The 26,965-nt window shown below is 69.9% G+C and carries 3 protein-coding genes; all 3 read left to right on the forward strand.

All coding sequences use genetic code 11. The features are described 5' to 3' along the window. Window positions 1–27: 27 nt before the first annotated feature. The 3 genes from CCZ28_RS03645 to CCZ28_RS03655 are packed head-to-tail and all read left to right on the forward strand — an operon-like array spanning window position 28 to window position 26,940. Window positions 28–9,567, forward strand: coding sequence for a non-ribosomal peptide synthetase (locus tag CCZ28_RS03645; RefSeq protein ID WP_140215986.1), 9,540 nt, complete (start codon window positions 28–30; stop codon window positions 9,565–9,567). Beyond that, on the forward strand, window positions 9,567–25,565 hold the full coding sequence (locus tag CCZ28_RS03650; protein WP_140215988.1) for a non-ribosomal peptide synthase/polyketide synthase: 15,999 nt from the start codon (window positions 9,567–9,569) through the stop codon (window positions 25,563–25,565). Before CCZ28_RS03645 ends, CCZ28_RS03650 begins: the two co-directional genes overlap by 1 nt. Beyond that, window positions 25,555–26,940 (forward strand): diaminobutyrate--2-oxoglutarate transaminase, encoded by a 1,386-nt coding sequence (locus CCZ28_RS03655; RefSeq protein ID WP_140215990.1) that lies wholly within the window; start codon window positions 25,555–25,557, stop codon window positions 26,938–26,940. The genes CCZ28_RS03650 and CCZ28_RS03655 overlap by 11 nt, the downstream gene beginning before the upstream one ends. The last annotated feature ends 25 nt before the right edge of the window (window positions 26,941–26,965 follow it).

Here is a 26,965-nt window from a genome sequence, read left to right on the forward strand (position 1 = left end):
CCGGCATTCTTTCTTGCAGGTGAAGCCATGACCTCCCGAGCGGATCAAGCCGAGCACTTCGTCGACGTCCTCGATTTCTACGCCGAGCGCCAGCCGGACAAGACGGTGCTGCGGCACCTGACCAATGACGAGACGCCCCAGCTGACCTCCTATGCCCAGCTGCGCGAACGGGCGCTGAGCCTCGCCGGCTGTCTGCAGGAGCGGCTCGGGCAGACCCGTGGCGAGCGTTGCGTACTCTTGCTGCCCAGTGGCCCGGATTACGCGGCGGCCTTCTTCGCCTGCCTCTATACCGGGGTCATCGCCGTACCGGCCTTTCCCCCGGAAAACAGTCGGCAGATGCACATCGAGCGCCTGCGCGGCATCCTCGACGATGCCCAGCCGCGGGTGGTGCTCGGCGAGCGGGCCTGCCTCGCTGCCCATGCCGGGACCCTGGCGCAGGCGCTGCCCGAGGGCGCGCTGTGCCTGGCGGTGGAAGACATCGAGGCCAGCTGGGCCCTGGCCTACCGACCACAGGTGGTGGACCCTTCGGCGCTGGCCTTTCTGCAATACACCTCGGGTTCGACCTCGGCGCCCAAGGGCGTGATGGTCAGCCATGCCAACCTGATCGCCAACGAAAAGGCCATGCAGCGCGGCTTCTTCACCGGGCGCGACGAGGACTGGGTGAGTTGGTTGCCGCTCTACCATGACATGGGCCTGATGCTCGGGCTGCTGCTGCCGATCTACCACGGCGGCACCTTGACACTGATGTCGCCCAACCACTTTCTCACCCGTCCGGCGCGCTGGCTGCAGGCCATCAGCCAATACGGCGGTACCGTCAGCGGTGGACCGGACTTCGCCTACCGCCTGTGCGTGGAGCGGATCAGCGACAGTGCCCTGGCCGAACTCGACCTGAGTCGCTGGAGCATGGCCTTTTCCGGTTCCGAGCCGATCCGGGTGGACACCCTGGATGCCTTCTGCGAGCGTTTCGCCGCCGCCGGCTTCCGCCGCCAGGCGCTGACGCCGGCCTATGGCCTGGCCGAGGCGACCCTCTATGTCTGCGCCCATGAGCCGACCGACGAATTCCGTATCCAGCGCTTCGCCGGTGACGCCCTGAGCGCCGCCGGTGCCGAGGCGGCGCTGCAGCAGGGGCGCCTGGCCGGGTGCGGCTGGTGCGATGCCGAGCACGAACTGCGCATCGTCGATCCGCAGACGCTGGAGCCGCTGGCCGAGACCCGCGCCGGCGAGGTCTGGGTCGCCGGCCCCAGCCTGGCGCAAGGCTACTGGAATAATCCCGAGGCCACGGCCGCCGCCTTCGTGGAGCGCGATGGCCGGCGCTGGCTGCGCACCGGGGACCTGGGCATCGCCGCCGAGCGCGAACTCTATATCGCCGGGCGGCTGAAGGATCTCATCATCCTCAATGGCCAGAATCTCTATCCCCAGGACGTGGAGCTGGTGCTGGAAGAGCAGGTCGCCGACTACCTGCGGCGGGGTCGCGTGGCGGCGTTCGCCTTGGTGGGGGAGGACGGCCGCGAGGGCATCGGCCTGGCGCTGGAGATCAGCCGCAACGTGCGCCGCCTGGTGCCGGCCGAACGTATCTGCGCGGCCTTGGTGGAGACGCTGACCCAGGCCTTCCAGGTGGCGCCCAGGGCCATCGCCTTACTCGAACCGGGCACGCTGCCGCGCACCACCAGCGGCAAGCTGCAACGCGCCGCCTGCCGGGCCGGCTGGTTGGCCGGCAGCCTGGACAGCTTCGCCGAGTGGCGTGATGGCGCCTTGGCCCAAGGTGAGCCTCAGGTAGCGGCACCGGCCGTGCTGCGTGAGGTGCGCCAGGCCTGGGCCGAGGTGCTCGGCCGTGACGATCTCACCGCCCAGGCGCATTTCTTCGCCCTGGGCGGGGATTCGGTCGCCGTGGTGCAGGTGCAGGCCCGTCTGCGCGAGACGCTCCAGGTGGTGCTCGACCCGGCGCTGCTGTTCGAGGCGCCGACGCTGGGCGCCTTTTCCGCGCGGGTGGCCGCGCTGCCGCGCAAGGCCGAGGTGGACGGTCTCGTCGCCGAGGACGCGACCCGCGCGCCCCAGTCCTTCGCCCAGCAGCGCCTGTGGTTTCTCGATCAGCTGGAGCCGGGCAACGCCGCCTATCACCTGGCCGGTGAAATCCAGCTGCGTGGGGTCCTGGACGTGGCGCGGCTGGAGCGGGCGCTGGACGCCCTGGTCCAGCGGCATGCGGCGCTACGTACCCGCTTCAGCGCCGGCGCTGGCGAGGTGCCCGAGCAACGCATCGAAATGCTGGCCCAGGGGGCGGTGGAGCACCATGACCTGAGCCAGACGGCAGCGCCGGAGCAGGCCCAGGCCACCTTGGTCCAAAACCTGGTGCGTCGCCCGCTGGACCTGCGCGAAGGTCCCCTGTGGCGCATGGCGCTGATCCGTCGTGACGCCGAGGATCACCGCTTGCTGCTGGTGCTGCACCACATCATCGCCGACGGCTGGTCGATCCAGGTCCTGCTGGAGGATTTCGCCGCCCTCTATCGGGCGGAGGATGGCGAGACGCCCGCGCTGGCGCCGCTCGCCATCAGCTATGCCGACTTCGCGCGCTGGCAGCGCCGCGAGTTGGCCGGTGAATCCCGCGAGCGGCAACTGGCGTACTGGCGGACGCAACTGGCCGACGCACCCGCGCGGCTGGATCTGGCCAGCGACCGCCCCCGGCCGCCGCAGCAGAGCGGGCGCGGGGCGCGCTTCACCTTCAGCCTGCCCGCCACGGTCAGCCAGGGGCTGCGGGAGTTGGCCCAGGGCGAGGGGGCGACCCTGTTCATGGTCGGCCTGGCGCTGTTCCAGCTGCTGGTGCAGCGCCATAGCGGCTGCAGCGACCTGTGCGTGGGCGTTCCCGTGGCCGGGCGTACCCGACGGGAAACCGAGCGGCTGATCGGCTTCTTCGTCAATACTCAGGTGCTGCGTTGCCAACTGGACGGCGCTCGTTCGTTCAAGGTTTTGCTGGAGCAGGTCAAGAAGCGTGCCCTGGAAGCCCAGGCGCACCAGGACCTGCCGTTCGACCTGCTGGTGGAAGCCCTGGCGCCGGAGCGGCACCTGGGCTGGAATCCGCTGTGCCAGGTGAAGTTCACCCAGCAATTCCCGCTGCCCCAGGCGCTGGACCTGGGCGGGGTGACGCTCTCCGCGCGGCAGCTCGACGACGGCGCCGCGCACTTCGACCTGGGCCTGGACATCACTGACGTTCCGGCGGGCATCGAGGCGGTGTTCACCTATGCCACCGACCTCTTCGACGCACCGCGCATCGCCGCGCTGGCGGCCGACTTCGCGCTCCTGGCCCAGCAGGTGGTGGCCGATGCCGAGCAACCCCTGGCGCGCTATCGTCTGGCCCAGGAGGCCCCGGGTCTGGCGGGCGAGTCCCTGGCCTTCCCGGCGGCGGATCTGCTGGCGCTGTGGCACGCGGGGTTGGCGCAGGCCGGGGAGGGGCCGGCGGTGGTGGCCAGCGATGCCCACCTGAGCCATGCGCAACTGGAGGCCGACAGCAATCGCCTGGCGCGGACGCTGCGGGACCGGGGCGTCGGCGCCGAGGTGCGGGTCGCGCTCTGCCAGCCGCGGCAGGCGAGCTTCGTCGTCGGCCTGCTGGGGATTCTCAAGGCCGGCGGCGCCTGTGTCTTCGTCGATCCCAAGTGGCCCGCGGCGCGCCAGGCCCAGGTGCTGGCCGACAGCGGCGCCCAGTTGCTGCTCGGCGCACCCTTGCCCGAGGGGCCGCCTGCACTCGCGCTGGACGCCGCGGCCGACTGGCGGCAGGCGTCGGCGGAGGCATTGGCGGTCGAGGTGCTGCCGGCCCAGGCGGCTTACCTGATCTACACCTCCGGGACCACCGGCCGGCCCAAGGGGGTGGTGGTCTCTCACGGCGCCATCGCCAACTATGTGCAGGGCGTGCTGCAGCGGCTGGCGTTGCCGCCACAGGCCAGCTTCGCCATGGTTTCCACCGTCGCCGCCGACCTGGGGCATACGGTGTTGTTCGGCGCCCTGGCCAGCGGCGGTACCTTGCACCTCCTGAATGACGAACTGGTCCAGGATGCCGACCGGTGCGCCGAGTACTTCGCGCGCCAGCCGGTGGCGGTACTCAAGATAGTGCCCACCCATCTGAGCGCCTTGCTGCAGGCCGCCGACCCGGCGCGGCTGTTGCCGTCCGCAGCCCTGGTACTGGGTGGGGAGGCGCTGCCCGCGCCGCTGGCCGAGCGAGTACGGGAACTCAAACCCGGCTGCCGGCTGTTCAACCACTATGGCCCCACCGAAAGCACCGTAGGTGCCCTCACCGCGGCACTCGACGATCCGGCGGCCACAATCGCCCTGGGCGCGCCACTGCCCAATCTGCGTGCCCGGGTGCTGGACGCCGAGCTCAATCCGCTGCCCGCCGGGGCCGTCGGCGAGTTGTACCTGGGCGGCGCGGGATTGGCGCGGGGCTACCAGGGGCGACCTGGTGATACCGCCGCAGTCTTCCTGCCGGACCCCTGGAAGCCGGGCGACCGCCTCTATCGCACCGGTGACCGGGTACGCCTGGCCGCGGATGGCCGGCTGGAATTCCTCGGTCGCAGCGATGACCAGCTCAAGGTGCGCGGCTATCGCGTGGCGCCGGGCGAGGTCGTCGCGGTCCTGCTGGCGCAGCCCTGCGTCGGGGCGGCCCATGTGCAGCTGGATGGCCGCGGCCAACTGGTAGCCTATGTGACGGGTAGGGATCTCGACGGCGAATCCCTGCGCGAGCATCTCGCGCAGCACCTGCCCGAGGCGCTGGTGCCGGCTCAGATCCTGGTACTCGAAGCCTTCCCGCTCACCGCCAATGGCAAGCTGGATCGCGCCCGGTTGCCGGAGCCCGAGGCCCGCCAGGCCGAGTTCGCGGCGCCCCAAGGCGAGGTGGAGACCGCCCTGGCGGCGCTGTGGAGCGAGGCGCTCAAGGTGGAGCGTGTCGGTCGAGAGGACAATTTCTTCGCCCTGGGCGGCGACTCCATCCTCAGCCTGCAGATCATCGCCCGGGCCCGGCGCCAGGGCCTCAAGCTCACGCCCAAGCAGCTGTTCGAACACCAGACCATCGCCGCCCTGGCGGCAGTCGCCGTGCCCGCCGCCGCGCCCGTCGTGGCCAAACCGCCGGTGGCTGCCGTGACGGACGAGCTGCCCTTGACGCCCATCCAGGCCCGTTTCTTCGCTGAGCCGGTCAAGCAGCGCGCGCACTGGAACCAGTCCGTCATCCTGGAATTGGCCGCGCCGCTGGATGCCGAGGTCTTGCGCCGGGCGTTGGCAGCCCTGGTCGACCGCCACAGCAGCTTGCGCCTGGCCTTCGTACCGACCGAGCAAGGCGGCTGGCGCCAGCAGGTGCGTCCCCAGGAAGACGCGGAGCGGCTGCTCTGGACTTGCCAGGTGGCCGCTGAGGCCGAGCTGGCGCCGCTGTTCGAGGAGGCCGAGCGCAGCCTGGACCTCACCCGTGGACCCCTGCTGCGGGCGGTGTTGGCCGAGGGACCGAAGCAGCGGCCTCGGCTGTTGATCGCCATCCATCACCTGGCCGTGGACGGCGTCTCCTGGCGCATCCTGCTCGACGACCTGGCGCTGGCCTATCGACAGTTGGCAGTCGGTACGCCCCTCGCGCTGGGCGAGACGGGCAGCGATTGGAGCGCCTGGACCCAGCACCTGGCGCAACGCGCCGCCGAGCCTGAGCTGCAAGGTCAGCGCGGTTACTGGGAGGCGGTCACCGCGGTCCCCGAGACCCTGCCTTGTCTAGATCCACACGGCCGCTGCCAAGTCCGCGATGCCGGTAGCCTGGCGCGGCGACTGCCGGTGGCGCTGACCGAGCGGCTGCTGAAGATACCCGGCACCGAAGCCGTGTTGCTGGCGGCGTTGGCCGAAGCTCTGCGGCAGTGGACGGGCCGCGCGGCCACCCGGATCGCCGTCGAAGGCCATGGCCGCGAGGATCGCGACGGCACCCTGGAATTGAGCCGCACCCTGGGCTGGTTCACCTGCCTGTATCCGCTGGTGCTGGGCGCCGAATCCACGCCGGCCGCTACCCTGGCGCGGGTGCGGCGGACCCTCGCCGAGGTGCCCGAGCGCGGCCTGGGCTACGGCCTGCTGCGCTACCTCGGCGGTGCCGCCCTGGCCGATACCCGGGATGGCCTGACCTTCAACTACCTGGGCCGTTTCGAACGCCCGTCGATAGATGGCTTCCCGCTGCGGGAGCTGGAGCTGCGCAGCAGTCGCGACCCCGAGGGATCTCTGGCCAGCGCCCTGGTGCTGGACGCCCAGCTGCGTGACGGCCAGTTGCGGCTGGACTGGCGCTACAGTGCCGCGCGTTTCGCGGCGACCGCCATCGAAGAGCTGCACCAGGGGTTCGTCACCGCCTTGGACGACCTGCTCGACGGCGCCGGCGACCAGGCGGACCACGAAGCCGTGCTGCCCCTGGCGCCCATGCAGGAAGGCATTCTCATGCACAGCCTGCTGGAGCCGGGCAGTGGCATCTACCTGATGCAGGACCGCTACGAATTGCGCCAGCCGCTGGCGGCCGAAGCCTTCTGTCAGGCCTGGGAAGCCGTGGTGGCGCGGCATCCGGCGCTGCGTACCGGCTTCCAGGAGTTGGACGGCGAATGGTGCCAGGTGGTGCATCGCCAGGTGCCGTCGCCGGTCAGCCTGCTGGACTTCAGCGACCGGCCGCGGGAGGAGGGCGTGGCCGCGTTGGAGGCGCTGCTGGCCGAGGAGCGCCGCATGGGCTTCGATTTCGCCCGGCCACCGCTGCTGCGCCTGCGCCTGGTGACCTTCGGCCCGAACGACTACCAGCTGGTGCAAACCCACCACCATGTGCTGATCGACGCCTGGTGCCGGGGCCTGATGCTGGGTGAATTCTTCGCCCGCTATCGCGCGGCCGTCGCCGGGACTGAGCTGGCCTTGCCACCCGCCCGGCCTTATGCCGACTTCCTCGCCTGGCTGGCGGCCCAGGATGCCACGGCGGGCCGCGCCTGGTGGCGCGCCGAGCTGGCTGGGGTGGAGGCGGCGACGCCGCTGCCCTATCGGCGCCAAGGCCTGGCCTCGGGCGAGATGCGCGACGAAGCCGTGGCCCTGTCGGCAGAGGCGACCCGCGCCCTGGCCGCCCAGGCGCGGCGTCACCAACTGACCGCCAATACCTTCGTCCAGGCGGCCTGGGCGCTGCTGCTCATGCGCCACAGCGGCCAGGACGAGGTGGTCTTCGGCGTCACCGTCGCCGGCCGGCCGCCGGAGCTGGACGGCATCGAGGAGGCCCTCGGCCTGTTCATCAACACCCTGCCGTTACGCGTCGCGCGGCCGACCGCCGAGGTCCCGGCGCTGGAATTGCTGCAGCGGTTGCAGGCGCGCAACGTGGAGTTGCGCCAGCACGAGCACCTGCCGTTGGCCGAATTGCAGCGGCTGGCCTCGGTACCGGCCGGTGAGCCGCTGTTCGAATCGCTATTCGTCTTCGAGAACGTGCCCCTGGGCGGCGCGGTGGAGGAGGCCGTGCGCGAGTTCGGCATCACCCCGCTGGCCAACCGCACCCACACCAACTATCCGCTTACGGTGGTGCTGCTGCCGGGTAGCGAACTGCGCCTGCAATTCACCTTCGACTGCGGGCTGTTCGCCGCCGCCGACATGCGCACCCTGTTGGGCCAGTTCGAGCGCCTGCTGCTGGCGCTGATCGAGGCGCCGGAGCGCTCCCTGGAACAGCTGGAACCCCTGGCACCGGACGAACGCGAACGCCTGCTCGGCTGGGGCCGCGGCGCGGCTCAGCCGCACTGGTATCAGTTGCCCTGGATCGAGCGCTTCGAAGCCCATGCCGCCGACCATCCACAGCGCACCGTGGCGCGCTGCGGCGAGGCCAGCCTGAGCTATGGCGAGCTGGACCACCAGGCGGGCCGGCTGGGCCGTGCCCTGGTGGCTGAAGGTATCGGCCCGGATCAGGTCGTGGCGCTCTGGGCGCCGCGGGGCTTGGCATTGCTGACCCTCATGGTCGGAGCCTTCAAGGCCGGCGCGGGCTACCTGGCGCTGGACGAACGACATCCCCCGGCGCGTAGCGCCCGGCTGCTGGACGGCAGCGCCGCGCCGGTGCTGGTGGTACCCCAGGCCGAGCGTGAGCGGGCCGCGGCGATACTGGCGCTGACCCGGAGACCGCCACGGCTGCTGATCCTCGAAGAACTCCTGGCCGGGCAGCCCGAGGGCGGCCCTGGCGTGCGCAGCCGGCCCGACCAACTGGCCTACGTGATCTTCACCTCCGGCTCCACCGGCGAGCCCAAGGGGGTGATGGTCACCCAGCAGGGCATGCTCAACAACCAGCTGAGCAAGCTGCCCTTTCTGCAACTGGGCGAGGACGACGTTATCGCCCAGACGGCCGCCACCGGCTTCGATGTCTCGGTCTGGCAGTTCCTCACCGCGCCGCTGTTCGGTGGCCGCGTGGAGATCGTCGCCGAAGCCGAGGTGCAGGACCCGGCGCTGTTGCTGGCGCGCGTCGCCGCCAGCGGGGTCAGCGTCCTGGAATGCGTGCCGACGGTGATCGCCGCGCTGCTGGAGTTGCCGCCGCAGGCCTTGCCGGCGCTGCGCTGGCTGCTGCCCACCGGCGAGGCGCTGGCGCCGGACCTCGCGGCACGCTGGCTGCAGCGCTACCCCGGCATCCCGCTGGTGAATGCCTACGGCCCGGCCGAGTGTGCCGATGACGTGGCCTTGCAGCTGCTGCGCGCGCCCCAGGCGGACATCCCCATCGGCAAGCCCACCGACAACACCCGGCTGTTCGTGCTCGATGCGCGGCTGCGCCTGGTGCCCCGCGGCGGGGTGGGTGAGCTGTACATCGGCGGTGCCGGCGTCGGGCGCGGTTACGTGGGCCGAGCGGGCCTGACCGCCGAACGCTTCGTGCCTAGTCCCTTCGCCACCGGAGAGCGTCTCTATCGCAGTGGCGACCTGGTGCGCTGGAACGCCCGTGGCGAACTGGAATACGTCGGCCGGACCGACTTCCAGATCAAGTTGCGCGGCCAGCGCCTGGAGCCGGGCGAGATCGAGGCCCTGCTGCGAGCGCAGCCGGGCGTGCGTGACGCCGCGGTCGCCGCCCAGCCCACGCCCCAGGGGCCGCAACTGGTGGCCTACCTGGAGCCCCAGGGCAGCGAGCGGCCTGGCCTTGCCGCGTTGCGCGAGGCCCTGGCGCAGCGCCTGCCGCTGTTCATGGTACCGACCCAGGCGCTCTGGCTGGAGCGGCTGCCGCGCAATGCCAACGGCAAGCTCGACCGCCGGGCACTACCGGTACCGGAGCTGGATGCCGCACCGGGGCAGCCGCCGCAGAACGACACCGAACGGCAGCTGGCCGCCTTGTGGCAGGACCTGCTGCAAGTGGCGGAGGTGGGCCGCGATGCCGACTTCTTCGCCCTGGGCGGCCACTCGCTGCTGGCCACCCGCCTGTTGTCGCGCATCCACGAACGGCTCGGCGTGCGCGTACCCCTTGCCGCAGCCTTTACCGCCACCACCGTGGCGGCCCAAGCCGAACTCATCGACACCCTGCGCGAGCAGACCCTGGACGACGATCGCCTGGACGCGCTGGACGCGTTGCTGGACGAGCTGGAGGAGACCCCTTGATGTTGCACGACAAAGCCCAGGCCCTGGCCAAGCGTTTCCTCGGCCTGCCGCCGGCTCAGCGCCGTACTTTCCTCACCAAGTTGCGCGACCAGGGTCTCGATGCCGGGGCGCTGCCGATTCCCGGCGGCGCGGCGGCGGCCTGTGCGGAAGCCTCCTATGCCCAGCAGCGACTCTGGTTCCTGGAGCGCCTGCAACCGGGCAATGCCGCCTACCACCTGCCGGGTGCCTTGCGCCTGCACGGCCAACTGGACGAGACCGCGTTGCGTGAGGCCTTCGCGGCCCTCACGGCGCGCCATCCCAGCCTGCGCACCACGCTGGAAGAGGGGCCGGGCCGTACGCCGCTGCAACGGGTAGCCGAGAACTGCGCGGTGCCGCTTGAGGCACTGGGCGAGGTTTCGCCCCAGGACCTGCCGGCCGTGGCCCGCGCCTTCGCCAACCGGCCCTTCGACCTGGAGCGCGGGCCGCTGTGGCGGCTGGGTCTGGCACGGGGCGTGGACGGGGCGCCGGCGCATCTGCTGCTGTGCCTGCACCATGCCATCGCCGATGGTTGGTCGATCCAGATCCTGCTGGACGACTTCGCCGCCTGTTACCGCGCAGCTGTGGAAGGGCGTGCGGCCGAATTGCCCATCGTGCCGGTCAGCTACGCCGATCATGCGCTCTGGCAGCGCGCCTGCCTCGCTGCCGGGGATGGCGAGCGCCAGTTGGAGTTCTGGCGCATGCGCCTGGGCAGCGAGCATCCGGTGCTGGAACTGCCGGCAGACCGGCCGCGCCCGGCAGCCCCCAGCCAGCGCGGCGCGCGGCTGAGCTTCGAATTGCCGGCGCCCCTGGCGCAACGCTTGGGCGACTTCGCCCGGACCCAGCGCACCACCCTGTTCACCGTGCTGCTGGCCGCCTATGCGACCCTGCTCGGCCGCCTCGCCGGCCAGCGCGACCTGCGCATCGGCGTACCCGTCGCCGGGCGCCAGCGTAGCGAGGTCGAGCGGGTCATCGGCTGCTTCGTTAACACCCAGGTACTGCGCCTGGAGCTGGGGGCCGAGGCGGATTTCCTGGCGCTGCTGACCCAGGCCCGGGAGCGGGTACAGGAGGCCCAGGCCCATCAGGATCTGCCCTTCGAACAACTGGTGGACGCCCTGGCCCCGGAGCGCACCCTCAGCCACCACCCCCTGTTCCAGGTGCTCTACAACCACCAGCCGCGCCAGCTCGACGCCCTGCAACTAGGTCCCGAGCTGCGCGCCGAATTGCTGCCGCTGGACAGCGGTAGCGCCCAGTTCGATCTGGCGTTGCATACCTGGGAACTGGCTGACGGCAGCCTCGGTGGCAACTGGAATTACTCCAGTGACCTCTTCGAACCGGCGCGCATCGAGCAAATGCACGCCCGTTTCCTGGTGCTCTTGCAGGCGTTGCTCGATGCCCCGCAGCAGCCCCTGGCCGAGGCGCCCCTGCTGTTGCCCGAAGAGCCCAAGCGGCTGGCTGCCTGGAATGCCACTGCGGAAGCCTATGCACCACTGCCGCCCACTGGCGTGCTGGGTGGCTTCCTCCAGCAGGTCGCCGCCCATCCCGAGCGCGAGGCCCTGTGCCTGGAGGAGCGCCGCCTGAGCTACGCCGAGCTGGACCAGGCCACCAATCGCCTGGCCCACCACCTGCGCCGGCGCGGCATCGGCCGCGAGAGCCGGGTCGGCGTCGCCATGCTGCGTTCGGTGGAGATGGTGATCGCCCTCTACGGCGTGCTCAAGGCCGGCGCCGCCTACGTGCCGCTGGACCCGGATTATCCGGCCGAGCGCTTGGCTTTCATGCTGGAAGACTGCGGCGCCAGCCTGCTGCTCAGCCACGGGCCAGCAATCGCGTTGTTGCCTGAAAAGCTGTCGCTGGATGTCCTGGATCTGGAACGGCTTGACCTATCCGGCGAACCGGCCAGTCCGCCCGACCTCCAGGTACATCCCGAGCAACTGGCCTACCTGATCTACACCTCCGGTTCCACCGGTCGGCCCAAGGGCGCCGGCAATACCCAGGCGGCGCTGTACAACCGCCTGCAGTGGATGCAGGCTGCCTATGGGTTGGATGTCCGCGATCACGTCTTGCAGAAGACCCCCTTCAGCTTCGACGTCTCGGTCTGGGAATTCTTCTGGCCGCTGCAGGCCGGGGCCCGCCTGGTGCTGGCCCGTCCGGGCGAACATCGCGATCCGGCGGCGTTGAGCGCCCTGATCGCCCGTGAGGGCATCACCACGCTGCACTTCGTGCCGTCCATGCTGGCCGCCTTCCTGGCCCAGGATGACCTGTCCGGCTGCGCCAGCCTGACTCGCATCGTCTGCAGTGGCGAAGCCCTTCCCGCGGAGCTGGCCCAAGAAGTCCGTCGGCGGCTGCCCCAGGCGGCGCTCTACAACCTCTATGGCCCCACCGAGGCCGCCATCGACGTCACCCACTGGACCTGCCAAGAGTCCGATCGACTGGCGGTGCCCATTGGCCAGCCCATCGCCAACCTGCAGATCCATATCCTCGACGAACGCCTCAATCCGCAGCCCATTGGTGTCGCCGGTGAGCTGTACATCGGTGGCATTGGCCTGGCGCGCGGCTATCTGGGTCGCCCTGGGCTGACCGCCGAACGCTTCGTCCCTGATCCCTTCACCCCGGGCGGTCGGCTGTATCGCAGTGGCGATCTGGCCCGCTGGCGCGACGACGGCGCCCTGGACTACCTGGGCCGACTGGATCACCAGATCAAGTTGCGTGGCCTGCGCCTGGAGCTGGGCGAGATCGAGGCGGCGTTGCGCGAGCTGGCCGGGGTGAGCGAGGCCGTGGTGCTGCTGCGCCACAGCGCCACCGGCCCGCAACTGGTGGGCTACCTGGTGACGCCAGGTATGGACGAAGCTGCGCTGCGCCAGGCGCTATTGGCCCGGCTGCCGGACTTCATGGTGCCCAGCCATCTGCTGGCGCTGGACCAGCTGCCGTTGACCCCCAACGGCAAGCTGGATCGTAAGGCTCTGCCGGAGCCCGAAATCACGCAACAGACCTACCGCGCGCCGGAGCCGGGAATCGAGACCGAACTGGCCACGCTCTGGGCCGAACTGCTGCAGGTGGAGCGGGTAGGGCGGGACGACAATTTCTTCGCCCTGGGGGGCGATTCCATCCTCAGCCTGCAGATCATCGCCCGCGCGCGTCGCCTGGGGCTGGTGTTCAGTCCGCGCCAACTGTTCGAACGCCAGACCCTGGCCGAACTGGCCCCCGTGGTGCAGCGTCTGGACACGCCCGGCGAGATCGCTGCCGAACCCCGTGAACCCTTTGCCCTGGCACCCATCCAGCACGCCTTCTTCGCCCGCGAGTTGCCGCGCCCCGAACATTGGAACCAGGCCCTCTTGCTGGAACCGGAGACGCCGCTGGAGCCCGAGCGCCTGCGCCGGGCCCTGGGGCGGCTGGTGGCCACCCACGGCGCTCTGCGGCTGAGCTTCGCCCAGGCCGAGGGCCGCTGGCAGCAACGCTATCGCGCCAGCGAAGACGCCGACCTGCTCTGGCATTCCTCGGTGACACGCGCCGAGCTACCGGCCCTGGCCGACGAAGCCCAAGCCAGCCTGCATCTCGACCAGGGGCCACTGCTACGCGCCGTGCTCGCCGACCTCGCCGAGGGCGGTCAGCGCCTGTTGCTGGTGATCCATCACCTGGCGGTGGATGGCGTGTCCTGGCGCATCCTGCTGGATGACCTGGCGCGTGCCTACGCTGAGCCCGAACAGCCCCTGCCGGCTGCGACCCCCTACGCCAGCTGGGTCCAGGCGCTGCAAGGCATGGAGCTGGACAGCGAACGGGCCTATTGGCAGCAGCTGCCGGCGGCGCCGGCCTTGCCCTGTGACGAGCCCAGCGGGCGTGCCTGGGAGAGCGACGCCCAGCGCCTGAGTCTGCGGTTGGACGCCGAGCGCACCCGTGAGCTGCTGACCCAGGCGCCTGCGGCCTTTCGTACTCAGGTCAACGACCTACTACTCACCGCCTTGGTGCGTGCTCTGCATGGCTGGACCGGGCAGGCCGAGGCGCGGCTGCTGCTGGAGGGGCATGGCCGGGAAGACCTCTTCCCCGGTCTCGACCTGAGCCGGACCCTCGGCTGGTTCACCAGCCTCTATCCGGTCCGGCTGACCGACCAGGCCGATCTCGCCACCAGTCTCAAGACGGTCAAGGAAGGGCTACGCCTCATCCCACGTGGCGGCCTGGGCTATGGCCTGCTCCAGGCCCAAGGCGAAGCGGGATTGCCGGAGACCGCCGGTTCGCTGCTGTTCAACTACCTGGGCCAGCTCGACAGCGACCTAGGCGGCTTCCGTCTGGCGGAGGAGTCGGCCGGGCGGGCCCGCGACTCCCGCACCCCACTCGAAGCTGAACTGGCCGTGGAAGGCGCCGTCGGCGGTGGCGAGCTGCACTTCGTCTGCACCTACAGCGGCCAGCGCCATGAGTCATCGCGCATCCAGGCGCTGCTGGATGCCTTTGGTGCGGCGCTGGACGAGGTCCTCGCCCTGTGCCGCCAGGCCCGCGGCGCGACCCCCTCGGACTTCCCGCTGCTGGCCCTGACCCAGCCGCAACTCGATGCGTTGCCGCTGGCCACCATCGAAGAGCTCTATCCCCTCACGCCCATGCAACAGGGGCTGTTGTTCCATGCCGAACTGGGCGGCGCGGGCGATCTCTACGTCAACCAAGTCAGCGTCGAGTTGGACGGTCTGCCCAAGGCGGCCTTCCTCGACGCCTGGCGGCAGGCCATGCGGCGCCATGCCGGGCTGCGCGCCGCCTTCCTGCGGCTGGCCGGTGAAGGCCGGGCGGTGCAGGCCATCTGGCGCCACGTCGAACTTGCCGTGCGCGAACTGGACTGGCGCGACCGCCCTCTGGACCCGGCCGCCCTGGCTGACCTGCAGCGGGAAGAGCGCGAGCGTCTCTTCGATCTCGCCACGCCACCGCTGATGCGCCTGCTGCTGGTGCGACTGAACGACGAGCGTTGGCAACTGGTCTGGACGCTGCATCACATTCTGCTGGATGGCTGGAGCAGCGCGGCGCTGCTGGCGGAAGTCCTCCAGGCGACTCGTGGCGCGGTACTTCCTGCACCGGGTCGCTACCGCGATTACCTCGCCTGGCTGGCCAGCCGCGACGCGGCCCGCAGCAGCCAATTTTGGCAAGGGCAACTGGCCGACTTCGAATTGCCGACCCGTCTGGCCGACAGCCTCCGCCGCTCGGCCACGGCGGACGACCCCCGCAGCGGCGAACAGCACCTGATCCTCGACCGGGCTCCCCTCGAAGCCGCCGCGCGGCGCTTGCGCGTCACCCTCAACACCCTGGTGCAGGCGGCCTGGACGCTGCTGCTGCAACGCTACACCGGCCAGCGCCGCGTCGCCTTCGGCGCCACCGTCGCCGGTCGTCCGGCCGAGGTTGCCGGCAGCGATCGGCTGCTAGGGCTGTTCATCAATACCCTACCGGTGGTCCAGGCACCCGGGCCAGAACTGACTGCCGCCCAGTGGTTGCCGGCCTTGCAGGCGCACAACCTGGCCCTGCGCGAGCACGAGCATACGCCGCTGTTCGAGGTGCAGCGGCTGGCCGGGCATGCTGGTCAGGCACTGTTCGATACGCTGCTGGTGTTCGAGAACTATCCGGTGGACGCGGCTCTGCGCGGCGCCACGCCCGCGGCGCCGGCCATCGGCGCGGTGACAGTGAGCGAGCGCACCCACTATCCGCTGAGCATCGCCGTCATGGCCGGTGAGCGTTTGGAACTGCACCTGCATTACCAGCGCGCCCGCTTCGCGCCGGTGCAGGTGCAACACCTGGCCGCCCACCTGGGGCAGTTGCTCGACGGCCTGGTCCGCCAGCCGGAAACGCCCCTGGGCGACCTGCCGCTGCTCGACACCGAGGGCCTGGCAACCTGGCAATGCTGGAATCCACCGGCAGCGGCGCGCCTGGACGAGCCACTGCTTCCTGCCCTGATCGCCGAGCAGGCCCGCCGCCAACCCCAGGCCATCGCTCTGGTGCATGGCAAGGAGCGGCTGGACTTCGCCACCCTGGAGGCCCGTTCCAATCGCCTCGCGCACTGGCTGCGCGGGCAGGGTGTCGCGGCGGAAACCCGGGTAGGCGTGGCCTGCGAACGGGGTGTCGAGTTGTTCGTCGCCCTGCTGGCGGTACTCAAGGCGGGTGGTGCCTATCTGCCGCTGGACCCGGACTATCCAGCCGAGCGCCTGGCGCTGATGCTGGAAGACAGTGGAGCTCGTCTGTTGCTGACCCAGCAGCACCTGCTCGACCGGCTGCCCCAGGTGGCTAGCGTCGAAGCTGTCGCCCTGGACCGACTGGATCTCACCCCTCAGCCCGACACGGCGCCGGACGTGGCCCTGCATCCCGAGCAGCTGGCCTACGTCATCTACACCTCCGGTTCCACCGGGCGGCCCAAGGGCGTGGCCGTAGCCCATGGTCCCCTAGCGCTTCACTGCCGGGGGATCGCGCAACGTTATGAACTCACCACGCAGGACCGCGAACTGCACTTCCTCTCCATTAGTTTCGATGGCGCCCAGGAGCGCTGGCTGACGCCGCTGAGCCAAGGCGCCCGCATCGTCATCCGCGACCAGGCCCTGTGGAGCGTGCAGGAGACCTGGCAGGCGCTGGAGGAGGAGGGCATCACCGTGGCCGCCTTCCCACCCAGCTATCTGCGCCAACTGGCCGACTGGGGCCGGGTGCAGGGTCGCGGCCCTGGTGTGAAGACCTATTGCTTCGCCGGTGAAGCCTATGACCGGGACCTGCTGCGCGAGGTGGTGGAGTACCTGCAGCCCGAGTGGGTCATCAACGGCTACGGCCCGACCGAAACCGTCATCACCCCAACCCTCTGGCGCGCCGCGGCGGCGACTGCGGACTTCACCAGCGCCTATGCGCCTATCGGCGACCTGGTCGGCGAACGCCAGGGTTATGTGCTGGACCAGGATCTCAACCTGCTGCCCGTGGGCGTTGAAGGCGAGCTGTACCTGGGCGGCGCCCTGGCTCGTGGCTACCTGGAGCGCCCCGGCGAAACGGCGCAACGCTTCGTGCCCAATCCCTTCCGCGCCGGCGAGCGGCTCTACCGCACCGGTGACCGGGTGCGGCTCAATGCCGAGGGGCTGCTGGAATACCTCGGCCGTGCCGACCAGCAGATCAAGCTGCGTGGCTTCCGTATCGAAACCGGCGAGATCGAGGCGGCGCTCAAGGCCTGTCCCGGCGTACGCGAGGCCCTGGTCATGGTCCGCGAGACCCCGGCCGGCATGCGGCTGGTGGGCTATGTCGGTGGCACCCAATTGCAGGAGGCGGCGCTGCTGGAGCGACTGCGCCAGCAACTGCCGGGCCATCTGGTGCCGCAGCATCTGGTGCTGCTGGAGCGCCTGCCGCAACTGCCCAATGGCAAGCTGGATCGGCGGTCGTTACCGCTGCCTGAGGTGGCGTCGAGCGACGCCTATGAGGCGCCGGCCACTGCCCTGGAGCAGCGCCTAGCCGAATTGTGGCAGGCCCTGTTGCATGTCGAGCGGGTGGGGCGTCAGGACAACTTCTTCGCCCTGGGCGGCCACTCCCTGCTGGCGACCCAGCTCATCTCCCGTCTGCGTCTGGAAGAAGGGCGGGAGGTGCCGCTGCGCCTGGTATTCGAGGCCCCGCACCTGGCGGAACAGGCCGAGCGGATCGCCGCCTTGGCGTCCGCGCGCCAGGGGCCCGAGCTGCACGCCCAGGCGCTGGACGAGGCGCCACAATCCCATGCCCAGCAACGGCTGTGGTTCCTGGCGCAGCTGGAACCCGAGAGCGCGGCCTATCATCTGCCGGGGGTACTGGAGTTGCAGGGTGTCCTGGATGAGCAGGCCCTGAACTCGGCCTTTACCGCCCTGGCGGCGCGGCATGCCAGCCTGCGTACGCTGTTGCTGCCGGGCGAGCCGCCCCAGCAGCGCATCCTGCCGCCGGCCCCCGTGGCAGTGGAGCGCTTGCCGCTCGCCGTCGGCACCGACGAGGAGGCCGAGTTCGCCCGCCTGTTGCAGGCTTTCATCGCCCGGCCTTTCGCCCTCGCCAGCAGTCCGCCCTGGCGGCTGGCCCTGGTGCGCCTGGACGAACAGCGCCATCGCCTGCTGCTGTGCCTGCACCATGCCATCTCCGATGGCTGGTCCGTCGGTATCTTGCTACGTGACTTCGCCGAACTCTATCGGGCAGCGCTCAGCGGCGCGGCACCGAAGCTGCCGGCGCTGCCGGTGCAATACCCCGACTATGCATGCTGGCAGCGCGAGCAACTGAGCGCCGGCGAGGCGGAACGGCAACTGGCCTACTGGCGCGCCCAACTGGGCACCGAATCGCCCACCCTGGACCTGCCAGCGGACCGGCCACGTCCGGCGCGGCGCAGCGGTGCCGGGCAGCGGCTGGACTTCCGCCTCCCCGCGGAGCAGGCCGCGGCCTTGCGCCAGACCGCCCGCGCCCAGGGCGTCACGCCCTTCATGCTGCTGCTGGCCAGCTATGGCGTGCTGCTGGGCCGGCTCAGCGGACAGCGCGACCTGCGCATCGGGGTCCCGGTGGCGGGGCGCACGCGCGCCGAGCTGCACGACCTGATCGGCTGCTTCGTCAATACCCAGGTCTTGCGCCTGGACCTCACCACCCCAGCGGATTTCACGGCCCTGGTGCACCAGGTGCGCGAGACCCTGCTCGAAGCCCAGGCCCACCAGGATTTGCCTTTCGAGCATCTGGTGGAGCACCTGCAGCCGGAGCGGAGTCTCAGCCAGCATCCGCTGTTCCAGGTCAGCTATGACCATCAGCTGCGCGATCACCGCGCCCTGGCCGACTTGCCGGGGCTGCAGGCCCGTATCCTCAAAACGCCAGCCACCCAGACCCAGTTCGACCTGGCCCTGGCGACCTGGGAAGACCCGGACGGGCAACTCGGCGGTAGCTGGACCTTCGCCCTCAACCTCTTCGAACCGGCGCGTATTGAGCAGTTGCACGCCCGTTTCCTGGTGTTGCTGCAGGCACTGCTCGACGCGCCACAGCAACCCCTGGCCGAAGCACCGCTGCTGTTACCCGAAGAGCCCAAGCGCCTGGCCTCCTGGAATGCCACCACGGAAAGGTATGCGCCACTGCCGGCTGCTGGCGTGCTGGGCGGTTTCCTCGCGCAGGTTGCCGCCCACCCTGAGCGCGAAGCCCTATGCCTGGACGAGCGCCGCCTGAGCTACGCCGAGCTGGACCAGGCCGCCAATCGCCTGGCCCACCACCTGCGCCGGCGCGGCATCGGTCGCGAGAGCCGGGTCGGCGTGGCCATGCTGCGTTCGGTGGAGATGGTGATCGCCCTCTACGGGGTGCTCAAGGCCGGCGCCGCCTATGTGCCGCTGGACCCGGATTACCCGGCCGAGCGCTTGGCTTTCATGCTGGAAGACTGCGGCGCCAGCCTGCTGCTCAGCCACGGGCCAGCAATCGCGTTGTTGCCTGAAAAGCTGTCGCTGGATGTCCTGGATCTGGAACGGCTTGACCTATCCAGCGAACCGGCCAGTGCGCCCGACCTCCAGGTACATCCCGAGCAACTGGCCTATCTGATCTACACCTCGGGCTCCACCGGCCGGCCCAAGGGCGCCGGCAATACCCAGGCGGCGCTCTACAACCGCCTGCAGTGGATGCAGGCAGCCTATGGCTTGGATTCCCGCGATCACGTCTTGCAGAAGACCCCCTTCAGCTTCGATGTCTCGGTCTGGGAATTCTTCTGGCCGCTGCAGACCGGCGCCCGCCTGGTGTTGGCCCGTCCGGGCGAACATCGTGATCCGGCGGCGTTGAGCGCCCTGATCGCTCGCGAAGGCATCACTACGCTGCACTTCGTACCCTCCATGCTGGCCGCCTTCCTGGCCCAGGACGATCTGTCCGATTGCGCCAGCCTGACCTGCATCGTCTGTAGTGGCGAAGCCCTTCCAGCGGAGCTGGCCCAAGAAGTCCGCCGACGGCTGCCCCAGGCGGCGCTCTACAACCTCTATGGTCCCACCGAGGCGGCCATCGACGTCACCCACTGGACCTGCCAGCCGGAGGACCGCCTGGCAGTGCCCATCGGCCGCCCCATTGCCAACCTGCAGATCCATATCCTCGACGAACGCCTCAATCCGCAGCCCATCGGCGTGGCCGGTGAGCTGTACATCGGTGGCATTGGCCTGGCGCGCGGCTATCTGGGTCGCCCCGGGCTGACCGCCGAACGCTTCGTCCCCGATCCCTTCACCCCTGGCGGACGGCTGTATCGCAGCGGCGATCTGGTCCGCTGGCGCGACGACGGCGCCCTGGATTACCTGGGCCGGCTGGACCACCAGGTCAAGCTGCGTGGCCTACGCCTGGAGCTGGGTGAGATCGAGGCCGCGCTACGCGAGCTCGCCGGCGTGAGCGAAGCCGTGGTGTTGCTGCGTCAGAGCGCCACCGGTCCGCAGCTGGTGGGTTACCTGGTGACGCCGAGCCTGGACGAAGCCGCGCTGCGCCAGGCGCTGCTGGCGCGGCTGCCGGACTTCATGGTGCCCAGCCATCTGCTGGCGCTGGACCAACTGCCGTTGACCCCCAACGGCAAGCTGGACCGCAAGGCCCTGCCAGAGCCCGAAATCACGCAACAGACCTACCGCGCGCCGGAGCCGGGCATCGAGACCGAACTGGCCATGCTCTGGGCCGAATTGCTGCAGGTGGAGCGGGTAGGGCGGGACGATGATTTCTTCGCCTTCGGCGGACATTCGCTGCTCGCCCTGCAGGTGGTCGCCCGGTTGCGCCGCGATCACCACTGGGAGGTACCGGTCCGGCTGCTGTTCGAAGCCGCTACCTTGGCGGCGTTCGCAAGGCGCCTGGTCGACGTGGCCCAGGTGGACGAGGCGCCGCTGCGGCGTCGTGACTGGCCCGGTACGCCCGCCCGGGCGCCGCAATCCTTCGCCCAGCAGCGCCTCTGGTTCCTCGCCCAGCTCGATCCGGACAGTGCGGCCTACCACCTGCCGGGTGGGCTGCACCTGCGTGGTCGACTCGACGAAGCGGCGCTGCGCACGGCCTTCCAGCGGCTCACCGAGCGGCACGCCAGCCTGAGGACCACCTTCGGCCATGGCGAGCGTGGCGCTCAGCAGCTCATTCTCGCCGCTCATGAACCCGACTTCGAGGTCGTGACGCTGGATACGGCGGCGGCCGCTGCCTATCGCCGCGCCTTCATGGCCCAACCCTTCGACCTGGAAGACTCGCCGCCCTGGCGTCTGGCTCTGGTACGCCTGGCGCCGGACGAGCACCAGCTCCTGCTGTGCCTGCATCACCTGTTGGCCGATGGCTGGTCGATGCGGTTGCTGTTGGAAGACTTGGTTAGTCTCTATCGCCAGGCCCTGGGCGATGAGACGGTGCAACTGAAGCCCCTGCCGCTGGACTATGCCGACTACGCCGCCTGGCAACGCGAGCGCCTGGCCGCCGGGGAGGGCGCACGGCAACTGGCCTGGTGGCGCGAGCAACTGGGGAGCGAGCAGCCGCTGCTGGAGTTGCCGGCCGACCATCCACGCCCCGCCCAGCGCGATGGCCGTGGCGGGCGCGAAACCTTCGCCCTGAATGCCTCTGCCTCTCAACGCCTGCGCATCACGGCCCAGGCCCTGGCGGTGACTCCGGCCATGCTGCTCTTGGCCAGTTGGCAGACCCTGCTGTTCCGCCTCAGCGGCCAGACCGACCTGCGCATTGGTGTACCGGTCGCCGGGCGGGTGCGCGCGGAGACCGAGGCCCTGGTCGGCTGTTTCGTCAACACCCTGGTCCTGCGTGGCGAACTCGCCGGGCGGATGCCGGCCAGTGCCCTGGCTGCCCAGGTGCGCACCCGACTGCTAGAGGCACAAGCCCACCAGGAGCTGCCCTTCGAGCAACTGGTCGAGGCGCTGCAGCCCGAGCGTCATCTGAGCCACAATCCCCTGTTCCAGGTGACCTTCAACCATCAGGCGCGTGGCGAACAGGCGCTGGCCCGGCTGCCCGGTCTCACGGCCGGAGCCCTCGACGGCGCGGGCGACCAGGTGCACTTCGACCTGTCGCTGGGCACCTTCGACGAGGCCGACGGCGGTATTTCCGGTTACCTGGACTTCGCCAGCGATCTCTTCGAGCGAGCCACTGCCCAGCGCTTCCTGCGTACCTGGCTGACCCTGCTCGACGGCCTGGTCCGCCAGCCGGAAACGCCCCTGGGCGACCTGCCGCTGCTCGACACCGAGGGCCTGGCAACCTGGCAATGCTGGAATCCACCGGCAGCGGCGCGCCTGGACGAGCCACTGCTTCCTGCCCTGATCGCCGAGCAGGCCCGCCGCCAACCCCAGGCCATCGCCCTGGTGCACGGCCAAGAGCGGCTGGACTTCACCACCCTGGAGGCGCGTTCCAATCGCCTGGCGCACTGGCTACGCACACAGGGTGTCGCGTCCGAAACCCGCGTGGGCGTGGCCTGCGAACGGGGTGTCGAGTTGTTCGTCGCCCTGTTGGCCGTGCTCAAGGCCGGCGGTGCCTATCTGCCGCTGGACCCGGACTATCCGGCCGAGCGCCTGGCGCTGATGCTGGAAGACAGCGGCGCCCGTCTATTGCTGACCCAGCAACACCTGCTCGACCGGCTGCCTAAGGTGGCTAACGTCGAAGCTGTCGCCCTGGACCGACTGGATCTCACCCCTCAGCCCGACACGGCACCGGACGTACTGCTGCATCCCGAGCAACTGGCCTATGTCATCTACACCTCCGGCTCCACCGGGCGGCCCAAGGGCGTTGCCGTGGCCCATGGCCCCCTGGCGCTCCATTGCCGCGGGATCGCGCAACGCTATGAACTCACGGCGCAGGACCGCGAACTGCATTTTCTCTCCATCAGCTTCGACGGCGCCCAGGAGCGTTGGCTGACACCGCTGAGCCAGGGCGCCCGCATCGTCATCCGCGACCAGTCGCTGTGGAGCGTGCAGGAGACCTGGCAGGCCCTGGAAGAAGAGGGCATCACCGTGGCCGCCTTCCCGCCAAGCTATCTGCGCCAGCTGGCCGACTGGGGCCGGGTGCAGGGTCGTGGCCCTGGCGTGAAGACTTATTGCTTCGCTGGTGAAGCCTACGACCGCAGCCTGCTGCGCGAGGTGGTGGAGTACCTGCAGCCCGAATGGGTGATCAATGGCTACGGTCCGACCGAAACCGTCATCACCCCGACCCTGTGGCGAGCGCCGGCAGCCACGGCGGATTTCAGCAGTGCCTATGCGCCCATCGGTGACTTGGTAGGGGAACGCCAGGGTTATGTGCTGGACGCCGATCTCAACCTGCTGCCGGTGGGCGTGGAGGGCGAGCTGTACTTGGGCGGTGCCCTGGCTCGTGGCTACCTGGAGCGCCCCGGCGAAACGGCGCAACGCTTCGTGCCCAATCCCTTCCGCGCCGGCGAGCGGCTCTACCGCACCGGTGACCGGGTACGGCTCAATGCCGAGGGGCTGCTGGAATACCTCGGCCGCGCCGACCAGCAGATCAAGCTGCGCGGTTTCCGCATCGAGACCGGCGAGATCGAAGCGGCGCTCAAGGCGTGCCCGGGCGTGCGCGAGGCCTTGGTGATGGTTCGCGAGACCCCGGCCGGTGCCCGCCTGGTGGGCTATGTCGGTGGCACCCAATTGCAGGAAGCGATGCTGCTGGAGCGACTTCGCCAACGCCTGCCGGGCCATCTGGTGCCGCAGCACCTGGTGCTGCTGAAGCGCTTACCGCAGTTGCCCAACGGCAAGCTGGATCGCCGGGCGTTGCCGCTGCCGGAACTCGCCAGCCAGACCCTCGACGAACAGCCCCAGGGCCCACGCGAGGAACTGCTGGCCGGACTCTGGCGCGAATTGCTGGGTGTCGAACGGATCGGGCGGGCGTCCGGCTTCTTCGAGCTGGGCGGGGATTCCATCCAGTCCCTGGCGCTGATCAGTCGCCTGCAGCGCGCGGGCTGGCAACTGGGGCCCAAGGCCGTCTTCCGCAGTCCAAGACTCGCCGACCTGGCGCTCTGTCTCGAACCTCTCGCCACGCAACCGGTCTGGGAGCCGGCCCAGGGCGAGCAGCGCCTGACGCCGATCCAGGCGCATTTCTTCGCCCAGCAGCTGCCCAACCCGGCGCACTGGAACCAGGCGTTGCTGCTGGAGGTGCGCGAGCCCCTCGACCCGGTGCGGCTGGAAGCCACGGTGGCCTGGCTGCTGCAACGGCACGACGTGCTGCGCCTGGCCTTCTGGCCGACCGCGCAGGGCTGGCAGGCCGGCTACCGCGACGATGTGGGTGTCGAACAACTGCTGCAGCAGGTCGAGGTGGCCGATGCGGCGGCGCTGGAAGCCCTCTGCGCACGGACCCAGCGGAGCTTCGATCTGGCGCGTGGTGGCTTGCTGCGGCTGGTCCTGGCGCGCTATCCAGGCGGCGATCAGCGGCTGTTCATCTGCGCCCACCACCTGATCATGGATGGCGTTTCCTGGCGACTGCTGCTGGACGACCTGGGGCGGATCTATTCGGCCCTGGGGCGCGACGAACCCCTGACCGACGAGCCCCGCCCGCCGGCCTACCAGGCCTGGGCCGAGCGCCTGGCCGGCTGGGCGGCGCAGTCCGCCGCCCAGGCCCGCTTGGAATTCTGGCAAGCCCTGGCGCCGCGGCCGGACTGGCCGGTGGACCGGCCCACGGGCGGTGCCACCCAGGGCCAGGTGTGCACGGCCGAGCTGCAACTCGATCCGGCGCGCACCCGCTGGTTGCTGCGCGAGGCCCCGGCCGCCCTGGGTGCGCGGCTCGACGAGGTGCTGCTCGCCGCGCTGGCCCAGGCGGTGCGCGACTGGAGCGGCCAGGACGGACACGTCATCGCCCTGGAAGGTCACGGCCGCGAGGCCCTGTTCGCTGATCTCGATCCGGGCCGCACCCTGGGTTGGTTCACCAGTCTCTATCCGCTGCGGTTGAGCTGTGGCGAGAGCCCACGGGCCACCCTGCAGGGCCTGCGCGCCCAGCTTGCCGCGGGTGGCCAGCGCGGTCTGGACTATGGCGCGCTGCGCTACCTGGCCAAGGCCGCGGCCCTGGTCGACCAGCCGGAACCGCCGCTGGCCTTCAACTACCTCGGCCAGCTCGACGGCGCCCTGGGCGACGGCCGTTTCGTCCCGGCGCGGGAAGCCTTTGGCGAACTGGTCGATCCGGCCACCCCGTTGCTGCAGGAGTTGGAGATCAACGCCCAGGTCTACGACGGCCGGCTGGGGCTGAGATGCCGCTACAGCGGTGAACGCTATGCGGCGGCCACGGTGGAGCGGCTACTGGCGGCCTTCGACCAGGCACTGGCTGCACTCACTGCCAGTGCCGAGGAATCGACGCCCATCGCCACCACCCAAGGCGCCGATCCACGAATCCAGCTGACGCCGAGCGCGACAGGTCGGCCACCGCTGTTCTGCCCCCATCCGGTCAGCGGGACCGTGGTGGGCTATTACCCGCTGGCAAGTCAGCTGGCTGGCCAATGGGATGTCTGGGGCCTGCAGAATCGCCAGATCCTCGACCCAAGCTGGCGCGATACCAGCCTGGCGCAACTGGCGCGCGACTATGTCCGGGTGCTGCTGGAGACCCAACCACGCGGACCCTATCGGCTGCTGGGCTGGTCCCTGGGCGGCGCCCTGGTGCTGGAAATGGCCAGTCTGCTCGAACGCCTGGGTAAGCCGGTGGCCTTCGTCGGGCTGGTCGATGGCTATGTTCCCGGCGCGGGCCTGGTCCGGCGGCCAGCACCAGCGGCAGGCGATGCCGAGCTCGAGGAGAGCGGTGCCTGGGCCCAGTTGCTGGCCGTCGAGGCCCATTTGCATGGCCTGGCCCACCAACACCCGCAGCTGCAGCCCCTGCGCGCTCCGGTCCACGCCTGGTGGGCCAGCCGCTCGCCGGAAAACAACCATAACGGCCAAGCCCTGCTGGAACAGGGACTGGGACGCCCCCTGGCGCAGTCCCGTTGGATTGATGCCGACCACCTGGGCATCGTCCGCGATCCGCGCCTGCTGGCCGACGTCGCCGAATGCCTGAATTCATCTCTTGCCCACAGCGCCCGTACCCCGGGTTTCGAGGAATACGCTCATGTCCGCTAGTCATTCGTTGCCGCGCGTCCCCGCCGATGCCGACTACCGCTTCACCAGCACCCCACGCCTGGAGCGCCAGGCTGCCCTGGAATCCAACGCCCGTAGCTATCCACGGCGGTTGCCGCTGGAGTTGCGCCGGGCCCAGGGCATCCATGTACAGGACAGCGAGGGCCGCTGGTTCATCGACTGCCTGGCCGGCGCCGGTACCCTGGCCCTCGGCCACAATCACCCGGTGGTTCTCGACGCCATGCGCGGCCTGCTGGACGGCGAGCGCCCCCTGCACACCCTCGACCTGATGACCGAAACCAAGGACGATTTCATCCGCGAGCTCTATGCCCTGTTGCCGGAAGGTTTCGCCCGCAACGCCCGCATCCAGTTCTGCGGTCCGGCCGGTACCGATGCGGTAGAGGCCGCCATCAAGCTGGTCCGTACCGCCACCGGCCGCCGCCAGTTGCTGGCCTGTCACGGTGCCTATCACGGCATGACCCAGGGCGCCCTGGGACTGATGGGCAGTCATGGACCCAAGCGCCACCTGGACGGCATGAACGGTGGTGTGCAATTCCTGCCCTTTCCCCACGCCTATCGCTGCCCCTTCGGCCTGGGCGGCGAACTGGGCGAGCGGGCGGCGCTGAACTACCTGGAGACCATGCTCAACGATCCGGAGAGCGGGGTGCTGCCGCCGGCGGCGCTGATCGTCGAGCCGATCCAGGGGGAGGGCGGGGTGAATCCGGCGTCCATCACCTGGCTGCGCGAGGTTCGGCGGATCACCCGGGAGGCCGGCGTCCCGCTGGTGCTCGACGAGATCCAGTCCGGCATCGCCCGCAGCGGTCGGCGCTTCGCCTTCGAACACGCGGACATCGAGCCCGATGTGCTGGTCCTGTCCAAGGCCATCGGCGGCAGCCAGCCGCTGGCGGTGGTGGTCTACCACGAGTCGCTGGATCGTTGGTCGCCCGGTGCCCATGCCGGCACCTTCCGTGGCAACCAGCTGGCCATGGCCGCCGGCACCGCCACCTTGCGCCTGGTGCGCGAGCAGCGTCTGGAAGTGCACGCGGCCGCCATGGGCGAACGCCTCGCCGGCCACCTGCGAGCCTTGCAGCGCGACTATCCGCAATTGGGCGACGTGCGTGGTCGAGGCTTGATGCTGGGCGTGGAAGTGGTGCGTCCCGATGGCCCGACCGATCGCCAGGGACACCCCCTGGCCGACGGCGTCTTGGCCGCGCGCCTGCAGCAGGAATGCCTACGCCGGGGCCTGATCATCGAAGTCGGCGGTCGCCACGGCGCCGTACTGCGCTTCCTGCCACCACTCATCGTGCAAGCCGAGCAGATCGACCAGATCGCCGACTGCCTGGCGACCGCCCTGCGCTCGGTCATGGCGGCTGGCTAGCCATACCTGCGGGCCAGGGAAGGCA

Source organism: Pseudomonas oryzihabitans, from assembly GCF_006384975.1.
GTDB lineage: Bacteria > Pseudomonadota > Gammaproteobacteria > Pseudomonadales > Pseudomonadaceae > Chryseomonas > Chryseomonas psychrotolerans_B.